This is a genomic window from Chelativorans sp. YIM 93263 (genome assembly GCF_028767125.1).
Classification (GTDB): Bacteria; Pseudomonadota; Alphaproteobacteria; order Rhizobiales; family Rhizobiaceae; genus Chelativorans.
Genome location: NZ_JAKCWP010000002.1, coordinates 507496 through 526644 on the forward strand (window position 1 = coordinate 507496; position 19149 = coordinate 526644).

Below are 19149 nucleotides of genomic sequence, written 5' to 3' on the forward strand. Positions count from 1 at the left end.
CGCCTGTGCGGTGCCAGCCATCTTGAATGCCAGGTCGCAGTGTAAATTAGGCAGCAGCCAGCGCGAGCGCGTGCGCACGCGCGTTTTCACGCCGCATCTCCAGATGAATGCGCTTCAGAAGATTGGCCAGCCGCGCCTCGCCGGAGGTGTCCGCGCCGTCATTATCGATCGTCTGCAGCATGCGCCAGGAAACCTCCTGCGGCCCGGCTATTTCGCGACCGGCATTCACCTTGCGCCACGTCTCCAGTGCCATGAGGATCGGCTTGTGTGTGCATCCGGCCAACCCGGCCTTTGTAAGCAACACAGCCGGAGTTGCCCTCCTACCGCCCGAAATCAGGGTGTGGACGCGCTCTGAACTCTGCCCGGTCAACGCTGCGAGCGCGGCGGCAAAGAAGTCGACGTGACCATAGGCGAGCACCCGAACGAGGAAACCGGACGTCAGTTCGCCGCGCAGGCGCAGGTGCTCGACGAGCGCGGGATACTCGCCTTTTTCCATTTTCCTGATGAGCGTGATGGATGCCCGCGTACAGGTCTCACGCGCGATCTTTTCCGCCCTCGTTGACCCCATGGCCGCTCGGACAAGCGGAGCCTGCGAAAGTGCCGTGGCAACGGAAGCCGCCAGCGCGTGACGGCAGTCAGCCGGAAGGTGTGGATCGCCCGTAAGCGCCCCACGCACCCTCGCCTCGTCACCATGGCGCTCAATTATGCGGCGGAAGCTGATCGGCGCGATCTTTGCACCGTCGTTGCGGATCAGCGCCATGCAGGCTTCCGCACAGGCCACTTCCGCAATGGAAGCCGACAAGCCCGCGGAAACGCGCGGCCGGGACGCGATCAGAAGCTGAATTTCCGGCGCGCCGGTCGCCACCCGATCAACGAGATCACTATCGCTCAAAAGCGGCGAGCGAACGATGACGGGCGCGGCAACCTGCGGCTGGTCGTCCGCCAGCGCCGCGACCACCTGCATGGGCGCCCGGTCGCTCAGCGAGAGCGTCTCCGACAAGGCAAGCCGTACCTTCGGCGACGGATCGTCCAGGAGCAGCGCCAACGCTGCCTCTGCCGCTAACCGATCGTCAAAGGCCAACTCCTCCTGGATGTAAGCCCGCGCCAGTCCAGAGGCTGCAGCGGCCCGCTCGCGTACGCTCGCCGTCTCGCTCCACTGCAAGAAATCTTGGATCGCACTCACCTGCCGCCCCCCGGTTATCGACGCGAGGCTAGCAGCAACTCGTATAGAAATGGTTTACCATAACCGCTTGCCTACCGGCCTGCGTGCGCCTATCACAAGGCAACGAGGAGGGGAGCCATGCCTGGGCTTTATCTGGAGGATCTGAAGCCGGGACTAGTCGTCCAGCACACGCTGCGCAAGACTGTCACCGAGAGCGACAATGTGCTCTTTTCCACAATGACGCTGAACCCGCAGCCGCTTCACATTGACTTTGATTTCGCGGAAAAGTCCGAGTGGGGCAAGCCGCTTGTCAATTCCCTGTTCACACTCGGATTGATGATCGGCATATCCGTGCACGACACGACGCTCGGCACCACCCTCGCCAATCTTGGGATGACCGAAACCAGTTTCCCGCATCCGCTCTTCCACGGTGATACGATCCGCGTGGAAACGGAGGTCAAAAGCGCTCGCGAGTCCCGCTCCAAGCCGGATCGCGGGATCGTGGAATTCGAGCATCGTGCCTATAATCAGGACGATGTTCTGGTCGCCCGCTGCCTCCGGCAGGCAATGATACTGAAGAGGCCGGCCTGATGCGTTCTCTTCTGTTCGTCCCGGCCGATTCCGAACGAAAACTGGAGAAGGCGCTCTCCTCGGGAGCCGACATTCTGCTGCTCGACCTCGAAGATTCGGTGGCACCAGGCCGAAAGGAAGAGGCCCGCCGCATCGCAGCCGATTTCATAGCCGAACATAAGGGAAGCTCCCCCACCCTGCTCTATGTGCGCGTAAACGCGCTTTCCACAAGTCTCACCGACGACGACCTGGAAGCCGTCATGCCCGCCAGTCCGGACGGCATAATGATACCCAAATCATCCGGCGGTCAGGATGTAACCCTGCTCTCGGTAAAACTGCGGGTGCACGAAGCCGAAAACGGCCTGGAGGATGGGGGGACACGCATCCTGCCGATCATCACGGAAACGGCAGGCGCGGTCTTCGCCACCGGCACCTATGCCGGCGCGAGCGAACGGCTTTCAGGCCTCACCTGGGGCGCGGAGGATCTGTCAGCCGAAATCGGCGCGCGCACGACGCGGGACGAGGTGGGCAACTTGACTGAGCCCTTCCGTCTTGCCCGCTCGATCACTCTCTTCGCTGCCAGCCATGCCCACGTGCCGGCCGTCGACACGGTATTTCCGAATTTCCGCGACGAGCCCGGCTTCGAGAAGGAATGCATCGAGGCCGAGCGCGACGGTTTTACGGCAAAAATGGCCATCCATCCCGCTCAAGTGCCGATCATCAATGCCGCCTTCACCCCATCCAAGGAAGCGGTGGAGGAATCGCACCGGGTTATCGCCGCGTTCCAGGAAGCGGGTGAGACAGGCGTGGCCAGTGTGGATGGGCAGATGGTGGACCGACCGCATCTGCGCCGCGCGGAGCGCATACTCGCACGCGCCAGATTGGCGGGACTCGATTAACGACCTGTTTAGCCCTGCCGGTCCTTCCAGCGCGGGCGGCGCATGGCGAAGGTTTCCATCACTGAGGTGTAATCCATGTAGCCGAGCCGGGCGAGATTTCGTGCCTTGCGAATATCGAACAGGCCGTCGACCAACATGGCGTCGTCAATGTGAACGCCCACGACTTCGCCCAGGACCACGAAGACGCCGGTGCGATTGCCCGCAAGATCGCGCGGCTCCTGCACCTCCGTGACCTTGCATTCAAGCGCTGCCGGCGCCTCTGCGACCCGCGGACAGGAAACATGCCGGCAGGCAGCCGGCGTGAGCCCCGCCAGTTCGAATTCGTTGACGCCTGGCGGCGCATCGATGGCGCTTTCATTCATCTGTTCGGCAAGGTCGTGCCCGACCAGATTGACGGTAAACTCGCCGGTCTCCCGTGCGATCGAGGCGCTGTCCTTTTCACCCTCGGAGGAGAACCACACAAGCGGCGGACGCGAAGAGATCGCGTTGAAGAAGGAATAAGGTGCAAGGTTGAACCTACCATCGGCACCGCGCGTCGAGATCCATCCGATCGGCCGCGGCGCGACAATGGCCTTGAATGGATCATGCGGCAAGCCGTGGCCCTGTCGAGGCTCGTAAAACATGCGCTTCAGCCTTCCCACGGTCCGCTGTAATCGCTTACCAGCGGTTCGACTTCCGGCCGGGGCCGGTCCGGCGTGCCGCCGGGATGCCTGCCGATATGGATAAAGCCTATTACCCGCTCATGCGGCGCGATACCGAGAATGCGCCGCCCCTCTTCCATGTCGGAGTACCAATTCGTGATAATGTTCGTTTGGTATCCAAGAGCATTCGCGGCGATCATGAAATTCATGGCAGCCATCCCGCCAGAAAGAAACATCTCCCATTGCGGAATCTTCGCACTTTCCTTGGGACTGGAAACAACGCCGACCACCAACGGCGCGCGCGAAAAGCGGGTTAATTCCTTCGTCCGCTGCGCTTCGTTCAATGGCCCTTCACGCTGTTCCAGAAGATCAGCGAGCAGTTGTCCGACCCGCTCGCGCGTCTCACCGCGATAAAGGATGAAACGCCAAGGCGTAAGCATGCCATGATCGGGAACACGGATCGCCGTCCGAAGCATCGTCTCCAACTCGCTTTGGGACGGCTCCGGGCCGGTCAATTCGTGGATCGGAGCCGATCGGCGGGCAAGCAAAAGGTCGATGACGGGTGAACTCAACGGAAACTCCTGTGGGATTGGCGGCCGAACCGACCTTAAAAGAAGCTTGGCCTTGAAATTGCCACCAGCTTCGGGTTCAACGCAAGGCATGAGATTTATAGTCAAATCATTCTCGACGATCACTGTCCTTTTTCTTCTGGCGCTTTTTCCGTCCGCCGCACAGGATACGATGATCGGCTTGGAAGATTTGCGCCTGCCGGGATTGACCGAGTATGCCAGCCCCGAAAACCGCCGTCCGCTCGCTCTTGGCGAAGTCACCGACATCACCCTTTCTGCACGCCTGACGAACGAGTCGGACACAATCCAGGATGGGATCGTCTGGCGGGTTTTTGCGCCGGAGCCTGACGCGGACGGTAAGTTGCCGCTGGTGGCGACCGCCGAGGGCGGAACCAGCGGCCTTTCACTGCCTCCCGGAAGCTATCTTGTTCACGCAGCGTTCGGCCGCGCAGGCGCGACAAAGCGCATAACAGTGAACGGTGGTCCCCAGGTCGAACAGCTTGTCCTCGACGCGGGCGGGCTGAAGCTTAATGCCGTATTGCCCGACGGTGTGCCGATCCCCGCCGAACGCCTTCGCTTCTCGATCTACGAGGACAAAGCCGACGAGAGGGGCGGGCGAGCGTTGATCATCCCCGACGTGCGCCCCGACACTGTGGTGCGACTCAACGCCGGAACGTATCACGTCGTTTCCACCTATGGCTCGGTCAACGCGGTGATCCGTTCCGACATCCGTGTCGAATCCGGCGAACTGACCGAAGCAACAGTTGAGCATCGCGCAGCTCAACTTACGCTTAAGCTGGTGCGCGAACCCGGCGGCGAGGCTATCGCCGATACGGCATGGTCGGTTCTAACCGAAACGGGCGAGATCGTCCGCGAGACTGTCGGCGCCTTTGCCTCCATGGTTCTGGCGGAAGGCCAATACACCGTGGTCGCCAAGAACCGCGACCGGATTTATCAGCGCGATTTCATCGTGGCTCCCGGGCTCAACCAGGTTGTCGAGATCCTGCCGGAGGATCTCCTGATGCCGGGCGAAGACGAGTTGGCGAACCACCAGGCAAGCCTCGACTGAACAGTCGTTCCTCTCCGCATCCAATGAAAAAAGGCGGGCGAAGTGACATGCCCGCCCAATCTCAGCCGCGCCGGCGACGAAGGTCCGGCGGGGTCGCCTCTTCGGCCAGGCTGGTAACCGCTTCCTCGAGCGAAAGCGAGTTCTGCTCACGGCTGCCGAGCCGGCGGATATTCACTGTACCTTCCTCCGCCTCGCGCTTGCCGCAAACGAGAATGACCGGAACCTTCGCATGGCTGTGCTCGCGCACCTTGTAATTGATCTTTTCGTTGCGCAGATCCAACTCGGCGACAAGACCAGCAGCTTTCAAGCGATCTGCCACCTTCGCGGCATACTCGTCGGCATCCGAGGTGATCGTGGTCACGACCACCTGCGTCGGCGCGAACCAGAGCGGAAATTGGCCCGCATAGTTCTCGATCAGGATGCCCAGGAACCGCTCCATTGAGCCGCAGATCGCCCGATGGATCATCACCGGCTGCTTCTTCTCCGAGTCCTTATCGATGTAGAAGGCGCCGAAGCGCTCCGGCATGTTGAAGTCGAGCTGCGTCGTGCCGCACTGCCACTCGCGACCGATAGCATCCCTGAGATAATAATCGAACTTCGGGCCGTAGAAGGCGCCGTCACCCGGGTTGATCGCCGTCTTGATGCGCCCGCCGGAACGTTCGGCAATCTGTTCCAGCACCCGGTGCATGATTTTCTCGGCGTGATCCCAGAGCGCCTCGTCACCCACTCGCTTTTCCGGCCGGGTGGAAAGACACACGGTGATCTGGTCAAAGCCGAAATCGGCATACGCGGACAGGATCAGGTCGTTGATCTTGAGGCACTCCTCGGCCAACTGATCCTCGACACAGAAGATGTGCGCGTCGTCTTGAGTGAAGCCGCGCACGCGCATCAACCCGTGCAATGCGCCCGAAGGTTCGTAGCGGTGCACGGCGCCGAACTCTGCAAGCCGGATAGGAAGATCGCGGTATGACTTCAGGCCGTGCTTGAATATCTGGACGTGGCCCGGACAGTTCATGGGCTTCAAGGCAAAAGTGCGTTTATCCTCCGCCTCTTCGTCAGCGCACTCGACCTTGAACATGTTCTCCTTGTACCAGCCCCAGTGTCCGGAGGTCTGCCAAAGCGAATGGTCCAGGACCTGCGGTGCATTTACCTCTTCGTATTCACCCTGGAGCCTGCGGCGCATGTAGGAAACAAGGTTCTGGAACATGCGCCAGCCCTTGGAATGCCAGAAGACGACACCCGGACCTTCTTCCTGAAAATGGAAAAGATCCATTTCCCGGCCAAGCCGACGGTGGTCGCGTTTCTCCGCTTCCTCCAGCATGTGGAGGTAGGCTTCGAGCTGCTCCTGATTGGCCCAGGCAGTGCCGTAGATTCGGGTCAGCATCGGGTTGTTGGCATCACCCCGCCAATACGCGCCCGCCACCTTCATCAGCTTGAAGGCTTTTCCGATCTGCCCCGTGGAGACCATGTGCGGGCCCCGGCAGAGATCGAACCAATCGCCCTGCGCGTAAATTTTGACGTCGTCGCCTTCGGGAATGGCGTCGATCAATTCGACCTTGTACCGCTCGCCCTTCTCCGCGAAGACCTGCTTGGCCTTCTCGCGCGACCACACGTCCTTGGTGAAGGGCTTATTCCGGTCGATGATCTCGCGCATCTTCTTCTCGATCCCCGGGAAATCCTCCGGCGTGAAAGGCTCATTGCGCGCAAAATCGTAGTAAAACCCGTTCTCGATCACCGGGCCGATGGTTACCTGGGTTCCAGGCCACAATTCCTGCACGGCCTCGGCCAGCACGTGGGCGCAGTCGTGCCGGATCAGTTCAAGGGCGCGAGGATCGTCCCGCGTGATGAGTTCGATGCTTCCGTCGCGCTTCACTGGATCGGACAGGTCGCGCAGAACGCCGTCCATTGCGTATGCAACGGCTTTCTTGGACAGCGACTTGGAAATGGAGGCGGCGATATCCGCTCCGCTCGTCGCGTTGTCGACCTCGCGAACGGAGCCATCTGGAAATGTTAGGGAAACGGTTTCAGCCATCAGGCAATTCTCCTTTATCCAGTCCCGCCAACGAGCGCGGGTGGTGAACGTCAATGTGAGCGGCCCGCATCTAGCCGTATTAGGCTGGAAGGTAAAGTCCCCGAGCCCTTACAGCCGCCAGAAACGCCATGGCGCCCACCATTGGTGACGCGGAGCCAACATCTCCGGAACTGGATCGACACCGTGGCTGCCGCAGGGGCCGCAGCGCGCGACACGGAACAAAGCCATCCAGCCTCCGGCCCACAAACCGTGCCGGGCGATCGCCTCATAGGCATATTCTGAGCAGGTTGGGAAATGCCGGCAGGAATTGCCGATGAAGGCAGAAAGCGTGAGCTGATAAAACCTTACGAAAGCCGTCCCGAAAAGCCTTCCGGGCGTTTTCGACCAACGCCCTTGCCAGTTGCGGGAATATTGCGCTGACAGTCCCGGCATATCTCAGGCGACCTGCCCCGCCTTCTTCTTTTCGATCTGGTCGATGCAGTCGACGACCGCGTCGAAGGTCAGCATTGTGGAGGCGTGCCGTGCCTTGTAATCGCGAACAGGCTCCAGATATTTAAGATCGGCAAAGCGTCCATTCGGCGGTGGCCCGTTTTCCTTCAGCATGCCCAGCATGGCTTGACGCACAGCCCGCAAATCCTCGGCCGATGCACCGATCACATTCTGTGCCATTATCGAGGAGGAAGCCTGACCGAGTGCGCAAGCGCGAACGTCGTGCGCGAAATCGGTCACGACGCCGTCTGCCATTTTAAGATCGACGATGACGGTCGATCCACAAAGTCGGGAATGCGCCTTGGCCGTCGCATCCGCATCCTCCAGACGGCCGATGCGCGCAATATTACCGGCAAAGCCAAGAATTTTTTCATTATAGACGTCATCGATCATGAATTTTCCGCCTTGGAGCACCCTCAGGGTAAAGCGTGTTACCCCAATCACTTTCATTCCCCGGTTACACAAGCTATATAAGAACGGTACCCGGTTGAGGGCAAGAAGGGGGCAACATAGGGCCTGCTCTGCCGGCGCCGCACGCTGCTTTCGGGTGGGACTGCAGTTCCCGAAGGGCCCGCTAGGCTGTGTACCGTTCAACTCGTCCCTGCTGAGACAGGGACTACGGGAGATGCCTGATTATGGATGCAATCGTCAAAAGCTTTCCGAACCGCCCGGAAAAGGGTGCAGAATCCGCCGACAAGCCCGCCTATCTGGACAAGCCGGTTGTCGAACGTCCGAGCCGTGAGGAGGCTGAGGCGGCCGTACGTACGCTTTTGCGCTGGGCCGGCGACGATCCGGACCGCGAGGGCCTGAAGGAAACGCCTGCGCGCGTGGCGAAGGCTTACCAGGAGATGTTCGCCGGCTACGAACAGCACCCGGCCGAAGTCCTTGGCCGGACCTTTGAGGAAGTGGCCGGATACGATGAGCTTGTATTGGTCAAGGACATTACCTTCCACTCCCATTGCGAACACCACATGGTGCCGATCATCGGTAAGGCTCACGTCGGCTATCTGCCGGAAGGCCGCGTTGTTGGCCTTTCGAAGATCGCTCGCGTGGTGGATATGTTCGCTTATCGTCTTCAGACCCAGGAGACGATGACGGCCCAGATCGCCGGCTCCATTCAGGAAATCCTGCGGCCGCGTGGTGTCGCCGTGCTGATCGAAGCGGAGCATATGTGCATGGCCATGCGCGGCATCCGCAAACAGGGCTCCACGACATTGACGAGCACCTTCACCGGCGCGTTCAAGGAGCACCCGGAGGAGCAGGCGCGCTTCATGTCGATGGTACGCGACCACCGCGCCGGCTAAAATCGGAAAACACCGTGTCAACAATCAGTTTTGAAGCGCCTTCCTCCGACAAGCATGTCCTGGAGGAAGGCTCTGAATTCATGCCGCGCTTCGATGCAAACGGACTGGTGACCGCTGTCGTGACCGACGCGGATGACGGCGCGCTTCTCATGCTTGCGCATATGAATGCGGAGGCGCTGGCGAAGACGCTGGAAACCGGCATTGCGCATTACTGGTCCCGCTCACGCGAAACGCTTTGGAAGAAGGGCGAGACTTCCGGCAACGTTCAGCACGTGAAGCAAATCGCGATCGATTGCGACCAGGACGCTGTGCATCTGCGCGTGAACGTCGCGGGCGACGGCGTAACCTGCCATACGGGCCGACGCTCCTGCTTTTACCGGGAAGTCAGGCTGGAAGACGGCCGCCCGGTTCTCGTCGAGCGCCGGTAGGCGCGCACTCGAAACAGTCCTTTGCCGCGTCGGTGATGCGAAATTGCACGGTGCGCGAGCCGTTCCAATGGTTTACGGCGAGCGTTCCGGCGACGTGTATCTGCGCGCCGCGATGGGCGAACAGGAACTGACCCAAGTCGGTCTCCGCGGCCCGGAATGCGATGCATTGAAGCTTGCCCCCGGAATGGGTTTTCAATTCGGCGCGAACATGACCGTTTCCCACGACGCGAGCGTCGGCCAAGCGATGGCGCGGCAGGGCGAGAATCGGAGCCGGATGCCCGGAGCCGTAAGGCCCGGCGGCTTCAAGGGTTTCGAGCAGATCCAACGTGGCACCGTCGGCCGACAGCGCGGCATCGATCTTCAGGTTTTCCGCCTCACGCAGCGCCGCCACGACGCCCGCGGCCTTCTCCTCGAAGAATGCGCGCAATGCGCCAAGGTTCTTTCGCTCCACGGTAATACCGGCCGCCATGGCATGGCCGCCGCCTTTAACCAATAGGCCTTCCGAGACCGCGTCGCGCACCAGGCGTCCGAGATCGAAGCCGGCAATGGATCGGCCGGAGCCTGTTCCCTTACCATTTCCATCAAAAGCGATAGCGAAAGTGGGCCGGCGGGCATAATCTTTTAGCCGCGAAGCGATGAGGCCGACAATGCCCGGATGCCAAGTCTCGCTCGCTGTGACCAGCACGGCAGGCCCCTCGCCCGTCATAAGCTCCGCATCGGCCTCCGCGCGCGCTTCGGCAAGCATCGTGGTTTCCATGTCCTGGCGCTCGCGGTTGAGGCGGTCGAGCGTGGCGGCGATTTCGTCAGCCTCACCGGCCTCGACGGCGGCAAGGAGGTTGCTGCCGAGCGCAGCATTGCCGATCCGGCCGCCGGCATTGATGCGCGGCCCGATCATAAAGCCCAAATGATACGGGTTGAGCGGCTCCCCGATGCGCGAAACACGCGCCAACGCGGCAAGCCCTGGCGTGTTCATCTGGCGCGCCGCCAACAAACCCTTGACCACGAAGGCGCGGTTGACGCCGACGAGTGGCACGACATCACAAACGGTGGCGAGCGCCACGAGATCGAGCAGCGACAGAAGATCGAAGGCGGGTGTGGCCGGCTTTCTGTCTTTCAAGAGCCGCGCCGCGCGCACCAGCGCCAAAAAAACCACGCCTGCGGCACACAGATGCCCCTGCCCTGACAAATCGTCTTCCCGGTTGGGATTGACGACCGCAACGCCTTCCGGCAGCTCACCACTGACCTGATGGTGATCGAGCACGACAACATCCGCCCCAGCCTCTCTGGCGGCCGCGATGGCTTCCGCGCTGTTGGTGCCGCAATCGACGGTCACGATCAGACCCGCCTGCCGGGCGAGCTCCCGCATGGCATCCGGATTGGGGCCATAGCCTTCGAAGATGCGGTCGGGGATGTAGATTTCCGAGACCACGCCGTAATGGGCGAAAAAGCGCTTCATCATGGCCGAGGAAACGGCGCCGTCGACGTCATAGTCGCCGAAGATCGCCACGCGCTCGCCACGCACGACTGCATCCGCGATTCGCGAGGCGGCCTTGTCCATATCGGTCAGGCTGGCGGGATCGGGCAGCAGATCACGAATGGACGGCGTCAGGAACCGCGCAGCATCGTCCTGGCCCACCCCGCGGCCGGCCAGAACGCGGGCAACGATCTCCGGGATTCCATGACTTTGCGCCATGCCGAGCGCCAGGTTTTCGCCGCGCAGGTCCAGCCTGTGCCGCCAGGCCACCCCACGCGCCGACTTTCTGACGTCGAGGAAATATCTTTGCTGTTCTCCGCTCAACCCGTACTCCCGTTCCGCCCCGGAACGATAGACGTTTGATGGCAGGGTTTGCAAAGAATTCAGAACTTATCCAAATCCTGATGCCGCGCCTTGATTTCACGAACCGTGCGCGAGGACGAACGCATGACGATGGTGTGCGTCTGGACAGACTCGCGCGCGAATTTGACGCCCGCAAGAAGATTTCCGTCGGTCACGCCGGTTGCGGCGAACAGCACGTCGCCGCGCGCCATCTCATCCATGCGGTAAACCTTGGCGGGGTCGGTGATGCCCATATTCTCCGCGCGCGCCACCTTCTCGTCGGTGTTGAGTTGGAGCCGGCCCTGCATCTGCCCGCCAATGCAGCGCAGCGCGGCTGCGGCGAGCACACCTTCCGGGGCCCCGCCGATGCCCATATAAATGTCGATCCCGGTCTCCTCCGGATCCGTGGTGTGGATGACACCGGCCACGTCGCCGTCCCCGATCAGGCGGATGGCCGCGCCCGTCGCGCGCACTTCCTCCACCAGACGCGCATGACGCGGGCGATCGAGAATACAGGCGGTGATATCGGAAGGCTGCACGCCCTTGGCCTTGGCCAGATTCTCGATGTTCTCTGCCGCCGGCGCATCGAGATCGACGATACCTTCAGGATAGCCGGGTCCGACCGCGATCTTTTCCATGTAGACGTCCGGCGCGTAAAGCAGGCTGCCGCGCTCCGCGATCGCGATGACCGCCAGCGCGTTTGGCAGGTTTTTTGCGCAGATTGTCGTACCTTCCAGCGGATCGAGCGCGATATCCACCTCCGGCCCGTCGCCGACGCCGACCTCTTCGCCAATGTAGAGCATCGGCGCCTCGTCACGCTCGCCCTCGCCGATGACGACGGTGCCCTGGATGGGCAAGCAATTCAACTCCGTACGCATGGCATCGACGGCCGCCTGATCGGCGTCTTTTTCATCGCCGCGTCCACGCAGCCGCGCGGCTGCGACCGCCGCGCGTTCCGTCACGCGAACAAGCTCAAGCGTGAGAATGCGGTCCAGGCCGGCTTGGGGGCTCTTTGGCATGAAAGTCATCCCTGTTCTCCGGAAGTAGGCGCGGCAATCGAATGCCCCGCGAGCGTTTCATGGAACTCTTGTGGCAAAGAGAAAGGTGGACGGCAAGAGCCGCCAAGCTCCCCTACAAACATGAATCGATTGAATAATTGTGACAGGCCAAGGCATCATCTCGTTCCATGCATATTCGTTCCCGCGCGGTGGTCCACCGGGGTTTGCTTGGTGATCGGGAAACGGGGCGCGTGGTCCGAGCCTCTCTGTTAGTTTCGGTGGCGCGTTCCACGCGCCCAGCCGGCCGCTGGCGCTGGGGTGGCCGGTCTCTCGGGCTTCCGTCTCCGGGCCGGCGGCACCGAGTTGGGGGGTGGTCTTGGCCGGGCCGAATTAGAATTCCTAGCGGCTTCTCCGCAGCTGACCGAAACCGTATCTCACCCGGTGACCGGTTTTTCCTGATATGCTGTATGTCACCCAGCACCCCGGCGCCGCCGGCCTGTTGCGGGCCCTCCCATGCCTCCAGGTACCGGACCCCTGGAGGGGGAGGCTGCCGCCGCCCTCCCTGATCCCCGGTCCGGACCCGGTTCCCGCGAGGGCGATGCATGCAGAATAAGGGTGGCCGAGAGGGCGGGGATAAAATTCGTAAAAAAATTTTGAATGCCGAAAAAGCTGACGAACTGCGGGAGGAAGTGAATGAAAACACGCGTTTGCGGCGCGGAGAGACGCATTTTCCAGGTAAAGCCCTAGGAGAACAAACTGATGGTCTGCAGCTTGGTGGTAAGCTTCCGGTCCGCTTTGATGCCGACCACGATTAAAGCTGACATAGCTTCTCCCTTCAGCGATCAGCTCACCGTCGTTACGCACCTGACTTCTACACCTAGGCAGCGCAAATGCCCTCTACCTCAACCTTGCGGAACAGATGGGGGCTTGCCGTCGCGCTATCTGGATAGGCCCCAAGCTGCGCCTGGAACTCGGGATTGCTGAACGCCGCGCGAAAGTGTGCGACCGACTGCCAGACGGCATAATTCAGAAACACACCGCTCCCAGCAATCCCCCTGTGAAGCTGGGTCGAGATAAAGCCAGGCTGGCGCTTCATCACGGCGGCATCACTGGCCCTCAAGCAGCTTGTCGGCATCCTCTGGTGGAACGACGAACGTATTTATCAAGATTACAGGCTCGCCGCCTTCCTCGCCCAATTGAGCGCCAAGCGTTACGGTCGGGTCCATTTCTACGAACTTTGGCAAGTGAGAGTCCTTTCTGCTTACCGAGTAGAGGCATGCCTACGCCTAAATCGGCCAGTGATTCTGAGGCCATCCCGCATATTGCGGCCGAGAAGGACGAGGTTTGCCGCCCCTGCGATCAGTTCGAGCGCCTGCACCACATAGAACGCTGGATCGAACTCCCCCGCCTTGGCCTTGGAGGCGAGGAACAGAGCGGAAGGGATTAAAACCAACAATCCGTTGGCAGCGATGAGAGGCATGCGCTTTAGCTTGGCGCCGATCAGTCCCGCTTTCCGGCCCTTTGCCAGTGAAAAGCCTGTGCCGCCCGTGACGGCGAGAGCGGGAATGAGCAGCAGGAACCCCCACGGGATCGCCGTTTTGACGGCGACGACCACTTCATGAGAGCCGCTCAACTCGCTGAAAGCGGTTGAGAGCCAGAACGTCGCTATCGTCAGGATCGCGACCGCGCCCGCTATGGGATGGATCAGCTTTTTCATGGTCAGGGGTCCTTAGCTGCGGTATTGTCACCAAGAACCACATTTGACATCATGATGTCAATAAAAATGTAAGGTGTCATATGGCAAGACCGACCGGAAAGGCAAAAGCCGAAGCGTTGACCGAATTGCTCCTGACCATGTTTCGAGCGAATAATTTGACGCTCGCATGGGGCGACCGCCTTGTGTCGCCGCTCGGCCTCACGAGCGCCCGTTGGCAGATTTTAGGGGCAATCGTTCAGGCCGACCGGCCTCAGCCGGTGGCGTGGTTGGCGCGCGACCTTGGAGCGAACCGGCAGAACGTACAGCGGATCATCAACGACCTAAAAAATGATGAGCTGGTTTCCTTTGAGCCAAATCCGCACCACAAGCGGGCGCAGCTTGTCGTTCTGACCCCCAAGGGGCAGCAGACCTATGAGGCCGCTATCAACCTTTATAATCCGCTTGTGGAGACATTGGCGGAGGGCTTGCCTGCGGAGGACATTGGGGCCGCGCAGCGGGTCCTGTCCGCACTACGTACCAAGCTCGAAACATTCGCCGCTGACGACTAGTGCCGTGCGGTTGTTCCAGAATGGCTTCTTACGCGATCTCGGCGCTGCGAGCTGCATCGATGGCACCGTCTGCTTTGAAGCGGGGTGGAGAGTCTTGCGAGCGTCGGAAAAGGGGTCGGTTACCGCTGGGCCGTTCTGAAGGTCTGTCCGCGATGCCATAAGATGGCCGGCGTGGGATGGTTTGCGGACTGGCGGCTTTCGGCAAATCGACCTGCGTCAGCGGACATTGCCCGCATGTCAGAGTAGGCCCGGAACGTTATGTCCCGAGCCCAGGGAGTTCAGACCTCCATCCCAATGGCCTCGCGGATGGCTATCTGCACCGGAGAAGGTGGCAGCGATGGGTCAAATTCACCCTTCGGCAGCAGCGGGGGTTGGGCTATGAAACGCGGCTTGGCTCCACGATGCGGTTGCGCAGAGTGGACCAGAAAGGGATGGCAGAGATAGACCGTCCCGGCTTGTCCGGTGGCCAACACTTCTTCGCAGTCGGCAGTCGATGCGAAGCCGTCAGCTGCGAGTTCGCCGAGCGTAAGGCCATCCTCTCCATGGGGCAGCAATTGCTTGGCGATCGCGCCGTGCGAGCCTTTCCGGATTTTGGTCGGCGCATCCACTTCCCCGACATCGGAGAAAAGGAACAACATAAGCAGGGCGCGGCCGCTGCTTTTCACGTTCACCCGCCACTGCATGAAGTCGGGATTGTCGGTGCCAAAGCTGGCATCGACGTGCCATCCCGCATCGCCTGGATCGTTGGGCGACGGGAAACGGACCGGGAAAGTGCCGAGACCGTTGGGTTTCAACCACCGCCCCTCGCCGACCAGGGCATCGTACGCCCCGTGCAAAAGCGGGGTGTTGGCGGCGGCGACGAAAGGCTTGCCCGTCATGAAGCCCAACCGGACAACCGGCTGTTTCCATGTCTCCGGCGCGTCAGGGGAAAGACCCATGGCGCTCCAAAGCTGGTCCCGCCCTTGTCGAGCCAGGTCACCACCGAAGGCACCCTCTAGCTTGATATATCCATGTTCAATGAAGTGCGCGGTCTGAGCCAGGCTCAAACCGGAATGAGAAGCTTCCGACATTCAATAAAATCTCCTCACGGCCTCCACGCGGGACAGGCCGTCTGTGATCTGAAAGGCACCTGCGTGCCGCGACGACTCTCGGTCGTCAGATCAGCGGGAAGAATGTGGACTTGAACATCATCATGGTCTGAGGCTAGCAGCTGAACTTTTTGCGAGCAAGGACCTCTACACGAATTATCGCGAGCCAGAAAGCCAATGTCCGCTTTTCAGAAGTCTGACAAAGGACTCCAAGGACCGAGATGAGGTCGGAAGCTGAACGACCGCTTGCTGCTACGTCCGCCCGATAGTGGGCCGTCCGGTTTCGTTTCCGATCAGACGGAAGTCGGGGTCCGGTTTGCATCCCGCGGCTGAAGTAGTGCAACGTCGGAGCGTCGGTTTGGGATTCCGCTTCCGCCAGAACCACAGCGCTAGCACACGCGCAAAGCCAGCACCGGATCCGCAGCAAAACGCTCAAACACGGTGCGTGGTCTACTAGGTTGAGAACTTCACGCTCACACCGCGCTGCCGAAAATAGGCCTGCATCATCTTGCGTCCCGAACGGTTGTTTTGTGCCAGCTTGGTCGGATCAAAAACTGCTTCTTTGGCGCCCTCCCGGGCCAGTGCTAGCTTGAGGGTCGCTATGTGTTCATCGATGTCAGCATTGTCCGATTGGAGCGATGCATAAATCTTGTCGATTGCTTCGGCCACGGTCGGCTCGCTCACGGTTTGTACTCCTTCGCCTATTAAACTGACCGGCTACCACAAATCGGCGGATTGACCTACCGCAGGGCCGCAAGTGATCATCAGCATATACGCACCGCAATGCCTCGATCGTCGTCGCTCTGCTTTCGGTCCCGCATAGCCGGAAATCGATTTCCGCCTTCAGCGTGCCGCTATTCTCGGAAAACGTCCCGGATTGGTCGAACGCGGACAAACGGCTTAGGGGAAGCAAGCTTTATATAGCGGACAATCGAGTAATGTGCGGATGTTTCGCTGGACTGAACTCGCATCGGCGCGCGGGACCCTGATTTCAATCGCTGTCGTCGGCGCAGCGCTTCGGCAAAACTGCGGAAAAGGTCGTCCCCCCTTCCTGTGCTGAATCCACGGAAATCTTTCCACCGTGCGCGACTACGATCTTGTGCGCGATAAAAAGTCCCAGGCCGAGGTGGGCCGATCCCGCGCCTTCGGAGCCACTATCCTTGCCACGCGTGAGGGACTCGAAAATCGTCTTCTGCCTGTCGAGAGGAATTGGGTCACCCTCGTTGTGAACGGAGATCAGGACCCGGTCCCCTTGGCCGGTGATCTTGACAGTTATGGCGCTGTCTCTGGGACTGTATTGGAGAGCGTTTCCAATAAGATTGGAAAACACCTGTCCCATTTTGGACCTGTCCCACTCGCCTTGTGTATCGCCCTCGATTTCGATCTCGATCCGCTTGCCCCCAGAAAGCGTACGCATCTCTTCAACGAGCTGCGTGCCAAGCTCCCCCATTTTCAGGGGCGTTCGGACAAGTGGCAATTCGGCACCAAAGGCAGAGCGCGTGACTTCAAGAAGGTCGTCGAGAATGAAAATCGCCCGTTCCATTGATAACGCGATCTGGCTCGACAGCCTGCTCTCCTTGCTGTCGGCCACGCCGCGCTTGACAATCAATCTCGCGGCCATCAAGGCGGCCCCGATCGGATTTCGCAGATCGTGCCCCAGCATGCCAAGGAACAGGTCCCGGGACTGATTGACCATTTTCGTATACTCGGCGACCGACTCCGTCATGGCCTGGTCGATTGCCTCATTGAAACGGGTCATATCTTCAAGATCAGTCGCGGAGATGACCTGGCTGGAGGCAGCCCACAGCTTCACGACACTTGCCCGCAACGCACGATATTCCGAGACCATCTGGTCGATGCTGAAGCCATCTGACTGTCTGAGCGAAGCATGAATTTCTGCCGCACTCCGGGCAAACTCGCCGCCTTCTACACCGAGGCCACGAGACTTTCGAACCTGCTCATTTTTGGATTGGGGGGATTCAAGATCGTCGGCGATGAATTCGAGAAGCTCGACGATGTGGTCCTTCAGGGCTAACTTCGTCATGCTCTCGCTGGCTGGCGTGCGCGTTTGCGCAAAGTTTACCCACTCCGCAACGATCGGGTCGACGTTTGCGCGGATAAAATCCGCGAGCCGTATAGGCCCGGTCTGGTGCTTCGCAGTGTCTGGGTCAGGCACGGTAACTCACTTCCTAAACAGATGCGCACTTCCGCAGTTGTCATATTCCCTGCGGTTATTGCGGAGCCAGTGCAGCGAGGGCGAGTACTGGCCTGGCGTTTCGCGGGGAAGCCTAACGAAAAAAAGGGCGCGCTGCCAGTCTACCGTCCGTTGCGGTACAGGGCACCGGAGACAGGGATTGTGGCGATGCGACGCATTAAAGCATCGTCACCCGGTATGATCGGAGCATCACGCGACGAGATCGTAGGCCTGCTTGGAAACGCAGAGACGACATCTTTGACCGACATGGGGTCAAAAATACGACGTTCGCCTCCTCAGGATCTCCAATTCACTCCGCCCGCTCGATGCGGATGACCTGAGGCTTGGTCGTCAGATGGCCGTCCTCGGTGATGCCGTCCACTGCCTTGCGTACGGCGGCTTCGGTCGTTTCGTGCGTGACGAGGATGACGGTCTTGTGCGCTTCCACGGTGGCCTCGCCATGCTGGACGATGGATTCCAGCGAGATATCACTGTCGGCCATGCGCGTGGCGATCGCGGCGAAGACGCCGGTGCGGTCGTGCACGGTGAGACGGATGAAGTAGCCGCCGGCATGAGCACGCATGCGGGCGCGTTTGTAAGGCGCCAGCTCCTTCGCCGGCCAGCCGAAGACCGGACCGTGCTGGAAGCCGGGGCGGCTCTTGGCGATATCGGCAATATCGCCGATGACGGCCGAGGCAGTCGCGTCGCCCCCTGCCCCGGGCCCGGAAAGGAGCAACTCGCCCAGCATATCCGTCTCGATGGCGACAGCGTTGGTGACCCCATGGACCTGCGCTATGACGGAGCTGACCGGCACCATGGTCGGGTGCACGCGCTGTTCGATGCCGCTTTCGGTCTTCTGCGCCACGCCCAGGAGCTTGATGCGGAAACCGAGCTCGCTTGCGGCGCGGATATCGGCCTGGGTGATGTTGGAAATGCCTTCCATATAGATGTTGTCTGCCGAGATCTCGCAGCCGAAGGCGAGGCTCGTCAGGATGGAAAGCTTGTGTGCCGTGTCGTGTCCTTCGATGTCGAAGGTGGGATCGGCCTCGGCATACCCCAGCCGCTGCGCATCCTTCAGGCATTCCTCGAAACCGATGCCTTCGGCCTCCATGCGCGTGAGGATGTAGTTGGCAGTGCCGTTCATGATTCCGAAGACGCGGCTGACGTGGTTGCCGGCCATGGCCTCGCGCATCGTCTTGATAACGGGAATGCCGCCGGCCACCGCCGCCTCGTAATTGAGCAGCACGCCCTTCTCTTCGGCGATCGCGGCAAGCTCGACCCCGTGCTTGGAAAGCAGCGCCTTGTTGGCGGTGACCACGTGGCGGCCAGCCTCCAGCGCGGCGCGGACGGATGCAAGTGCGGCACCATCCTGACCACCGATCAGCTCCACGAAAACCTCGATATCACTGGATTGGGCCAGCTCCACCGGATCGTCGAACCACTTCGCGCTGGTGAGATCCACACCGCGATTTCGGTTGCGGTCGCGCGCGGAGACGGCCACCGGCATGATCTCGCGTCCGCATTGGCGCGTGAGCTCGGTGCCTTTGTTGTCCAGCATCTTGAGCAGACTGGACCCCACGGTTCCGAGGCCGGCAATTCCAACGCGCAAGGCTTCAGCCATGTCT

At 60.7% G+C, this 19149-nt stretch carries 20 protein-coding genes and 1 pseudogene; 7 read left to right on the top strand and 14 right to left on the bottom strand.

Features of this window, described 5'->3' with window-relative positions; translation table 11 throughout:
- Nucleotides 1-46: 46 nt before the first annotated feature.
- Nucleotides 47-1183 (bottom strand): DUF2336 domain-containing protein, encoded by a 1137-nt coding sequence (locus tag LY631_RS06590; protein WP_274424342.1) that lies wholly within the window; start codon nucleotides 1181-1183, stop codon nucleotides 47-49.
- A 117-nt stretch (nucleotides 1184-1300) separates the two neighbouring features.
- Here LY631_RS06590 and LY631_RS06595 point away from each other — a divergent pair, with 117 nt between their 5' ends.
- Both LY631_RS06595 and LY631_RS06600 read left to right on the top strand, forming a co-directional pair.
- Nucleotides 1301-1753 (top strand): MaoC family dehydratase, encoded by a 453-nt coding sequence (locus LY631_RS06595; protein ID WP_274424343.1) that lies wholly within the window; start codon nucleotides 1301-1303, stop codon nucleotides 1751-1753.
- Entirely contained in the window at nucleotides 1753-2631 is an 879-nt protein-coding gene (locus tag LY631_RS06600; RefSeq protein WP_274424344.1) for an HpcH/HpaI aldolase/citrate lyase family protein, read from the top strand. Before LY631_RS06595 ends, LY631_RS06600 begins: the two co-directional genes overlap by 1 nt.
- Nucleotides 2632-2639: 8 nt before the next feature.
- On the opposite strand, the gene LY631_RS06605 is transcribed toward LY631_RS06600, so the two are convergent.
- Both LY631_RS06605 and LY631_RS06610 read right to left on the bottom strand, forming a co-directional pair.
- On the bottom strand, nucleotides 2640-3254 hold the full coding sequence (locus LY631_RS06605) for a flavin reductase family protein (RefSeq protein ID WP_274424345.1): 615 nt from the start codon (nucleotides 3252-3254) through the stop codon (nucleotides 2640-2642).
- 5 nt (nucleotides 3255-3259) lie between these two features.
- A complete protein-coding gene (locus LY631_RS06610; RefSeq protein WP_274424346.1) occupies nucleotides 3260-3844 on the bottom strand; it encodes a nitroreductase family protein in 585 nt (194 codons plus the stop codon).
- A gap of 88 nt (nucleotides 3845-3932) precedes the next feature.
- Here LY631_RS06610 and LY631_RS06615 point away from each other — a divergent pair, with 88 nt between their 5' ends.
- Complete coding sequence (locus tag LY631_RS06615; RefSeq protein ID WP_274424347.1) at nucleotides 3933-4910, top strand: hypothetical protein; 978 nt, start codon at nucleotides 3933-3935, stop codon at nucleotides 4908-4910.
- Between the two features lie 61 nt (nucleotides 4911-4971).
- Here the strand turns inward: LY631_RS06615 and thrS are convergent, their stop codons facing one another.
- The 3 genes from thrS to LY631_RS06630 form a co-directional block, all read right to left on the bottom strand.
- A complete protein-coding gene (gene thrS / locus LY631_RS06620) occupies nucleotides 4972-6942 on the bottom strand; it encodes a threonine--tRNA ligase (RefSeq protein ID WP_274424348.1) in 1971 nt (656 codons plus the stop codon).
- Nucleotides 6943-7050: 108 nt separating this feature from the next.
- Nucleotides 7051-7374: a membrane protein insertion efficiency factor YidD gene (gene yidD / locus LY631_RS06625; protein WP_274424349.1), complete on the bottom strand. Its 324-nt coding sequence runs from the start codon at nucleotides 7372-7374 to the stop codon at nucleotides 7051-7053.
- Between the two features lie 3 nt (nucleotides 7375-7377).
- Nucleotides 7378-7824 (bottom strand): iron-sulfur cluster assembly scaffold protein, encoded by a 447-nt coding sequence (locus LY631_RS06630; protein ID WP_274424350.1) that lies wholly within the window; start codon nucleotides 7822-7824, stop codon nucleotides 7378-7380.
- 242 nt (nucleotides 7825-8066) lie between these two features.
- On the opposite strand from LY631_RS06630, the gene folE reads away from it, so the two are divergent.
- A complete protein-coding gene (folE, locus tag LY631_RS06635) occupies nucleotides 8067-8735 on the top strand; it encodes a GTP cyclohydrolase I FolE (RefSeq protein ID WP_274424351.1) in 669 nt (222 codons plus the stop codon).
- A gap of 14 nt (nucleotides 8736-8749) precedes the next feature.
- A complete protein-coding gene (hisI, locus tag LY631_RS06640; protein ID WP_274424353.1) occupies nucleotides 8750-9163 on the top strand; it encodes a phosphoribosyl-AMP cyclohydrolase in 414 nt (137 codons plus the stop codon).
- On the opposite strand, the gene recJ is transcribed toward hisI, so the two are convergent.
- Both recJ and glpX read right to left on the bottom strand, forming a co-directional pair.
- A complete protein-coding gene (recJ, locus tag LY631_RS06645) occupies nucleotides 9120-10961 on the bottom strand; it encodes a single-stranded-DNA-specific exonuclease RecJ (RefSeq protein WP_274424354.1) in 1842 nt (613 codons plus the stop codon). The two genes, hisI and recJ, sit on opposite strands and share 44 nt — an antisense overlap.
- Before the next feature lie 59 nt (nucleotides 10962-11020).
- On the bottom strand, nucleotides 11021-11998 hold the full coding sequence (gene glpX, locus LY631_RS06650) for a class II fructose-bisphosphatase (RefSeq protein ID WP_274424355.1): 978 nt from the start codon (nucleotides 11996-11998) through the stop codon (nucleotides 11021-11023).
- Between the two features lie 581 nt (nucleotides 11999-12579).
- Between glpX and LY631_RS06655 the strand changes: the two genes are divergently transcribed.
- Nucleotides 12580-12792, top strand: coding sequence for a hypothetical protein (locus LY631_RS06655; protein WP_274424356.1), 213 nt, complete (start codon nucleotides 12580-12582; stop codon nucleotides 12790-12792).
- A 62-nt stretch (nucleotides 12793-12854) separates the two neighbouring features.
- On the opposite strand, the pseudogene LY631_RS06660 reads toward LY631_RS06655, so the two are convergent.
- A pseudogene (locus tag LY631_RS06660) lies at nucleotides 12855-13221 on the bottom strand (antibiotic biosynthesis monooxygenase family protein).
- A gap of 17 nt (nucleotides 13222-13238) precedes the next feature.
- Nucleotides 13239-13694 (bottom strand): hypothetical protein, encoded by a 456-nt coding sequence (locus tag LY631_RS06665; protein ID WP_274424357.1) that lies wholly within the window; start codon nucleotides 13692-13694, stop codon nucleotides 13239-13241.
- Nucleotides 13695-13774: 80 nt separating this feature from the next.
- Between LY631_RS06665 and LY631_RS06670 the strand changes: the two genes are divergently transcribed.
- Nucleotides 13775-14242: a MarR family winged helix-turn-helix transcriptional regulator gene (locus LY631_RS06670; RefSeq protein ID WP_274424358.1), complete on the top strand. Its 468-nt coding sequence runs from the start codon at nucleotides 13775-13777 to the stop codon at nucleotides 14240-14242.
- A 278-nt stretch (nucleotides 14243-14520) separates the two neighbouring features.
- Here LY631_RS06670 and LY631_RS06675 read toward each other — a convergent pair whose 3' ends face one another.
- The 4 genes from LY631_RS06675 to LY631_RS06690 all read right to left on the bottom strand — a co-directional run bounded on the left by LY631_RS06675 (nucleotide 14521) and on the right by LY631_RS06690 (nucleotide 19145).
- Nucleotides 14521-15312, bottom strand: coding sequence for a phytanoyl-CoA dioxygenase family protein (locus LY631_RS06675; RefSeq protein ID WP_274424359.1), 792 nt, complete (start codon nucleotides 15310-15312; stop codon nucleotides 14521-14523).
- Between the two features lie 471 nt (nucleotides 15313-15783).
- The gene (locus tag LY631_RS06680; protein ID WP_274424360.1) at nucleotides 15784-16014 is read right to left on the bottom strand and encodes a hypothetical protein; all 231 of its coding nucleotides are present in this window, start codon (nucleotides 16012-16014) and stop codon (nucleotides 15784-15786) included.
- A 307-nt stretch (nucleotides 16015-16321) separates the two neighbouring features.
- On the bottom strand, nucleotides 16322-17506 hold the full coding sequence (locus tag LY631_RS06685; RefSeq protein WP_274424361.1) for a sensor histidine kinase: 1185 nt from the start codon (nucleotides 17504-17506) through the stop codon (nucleotides 16322-16324).
- Nucleotides 17507-17834: 328 nt separating this feature from the next.
- Complete coding sequence (locus LY631_RS06690; protein WP_274424362.1) at nucleotides 17835-19145, bottom strand: homoserine dehydrogenase; 1311 nt, start codon at nucleotides 19143-19145, stop codon at nucleotides 17835-17837.
- Nucleotides 19146-19149: the final 4 nt, after the last annotated feature.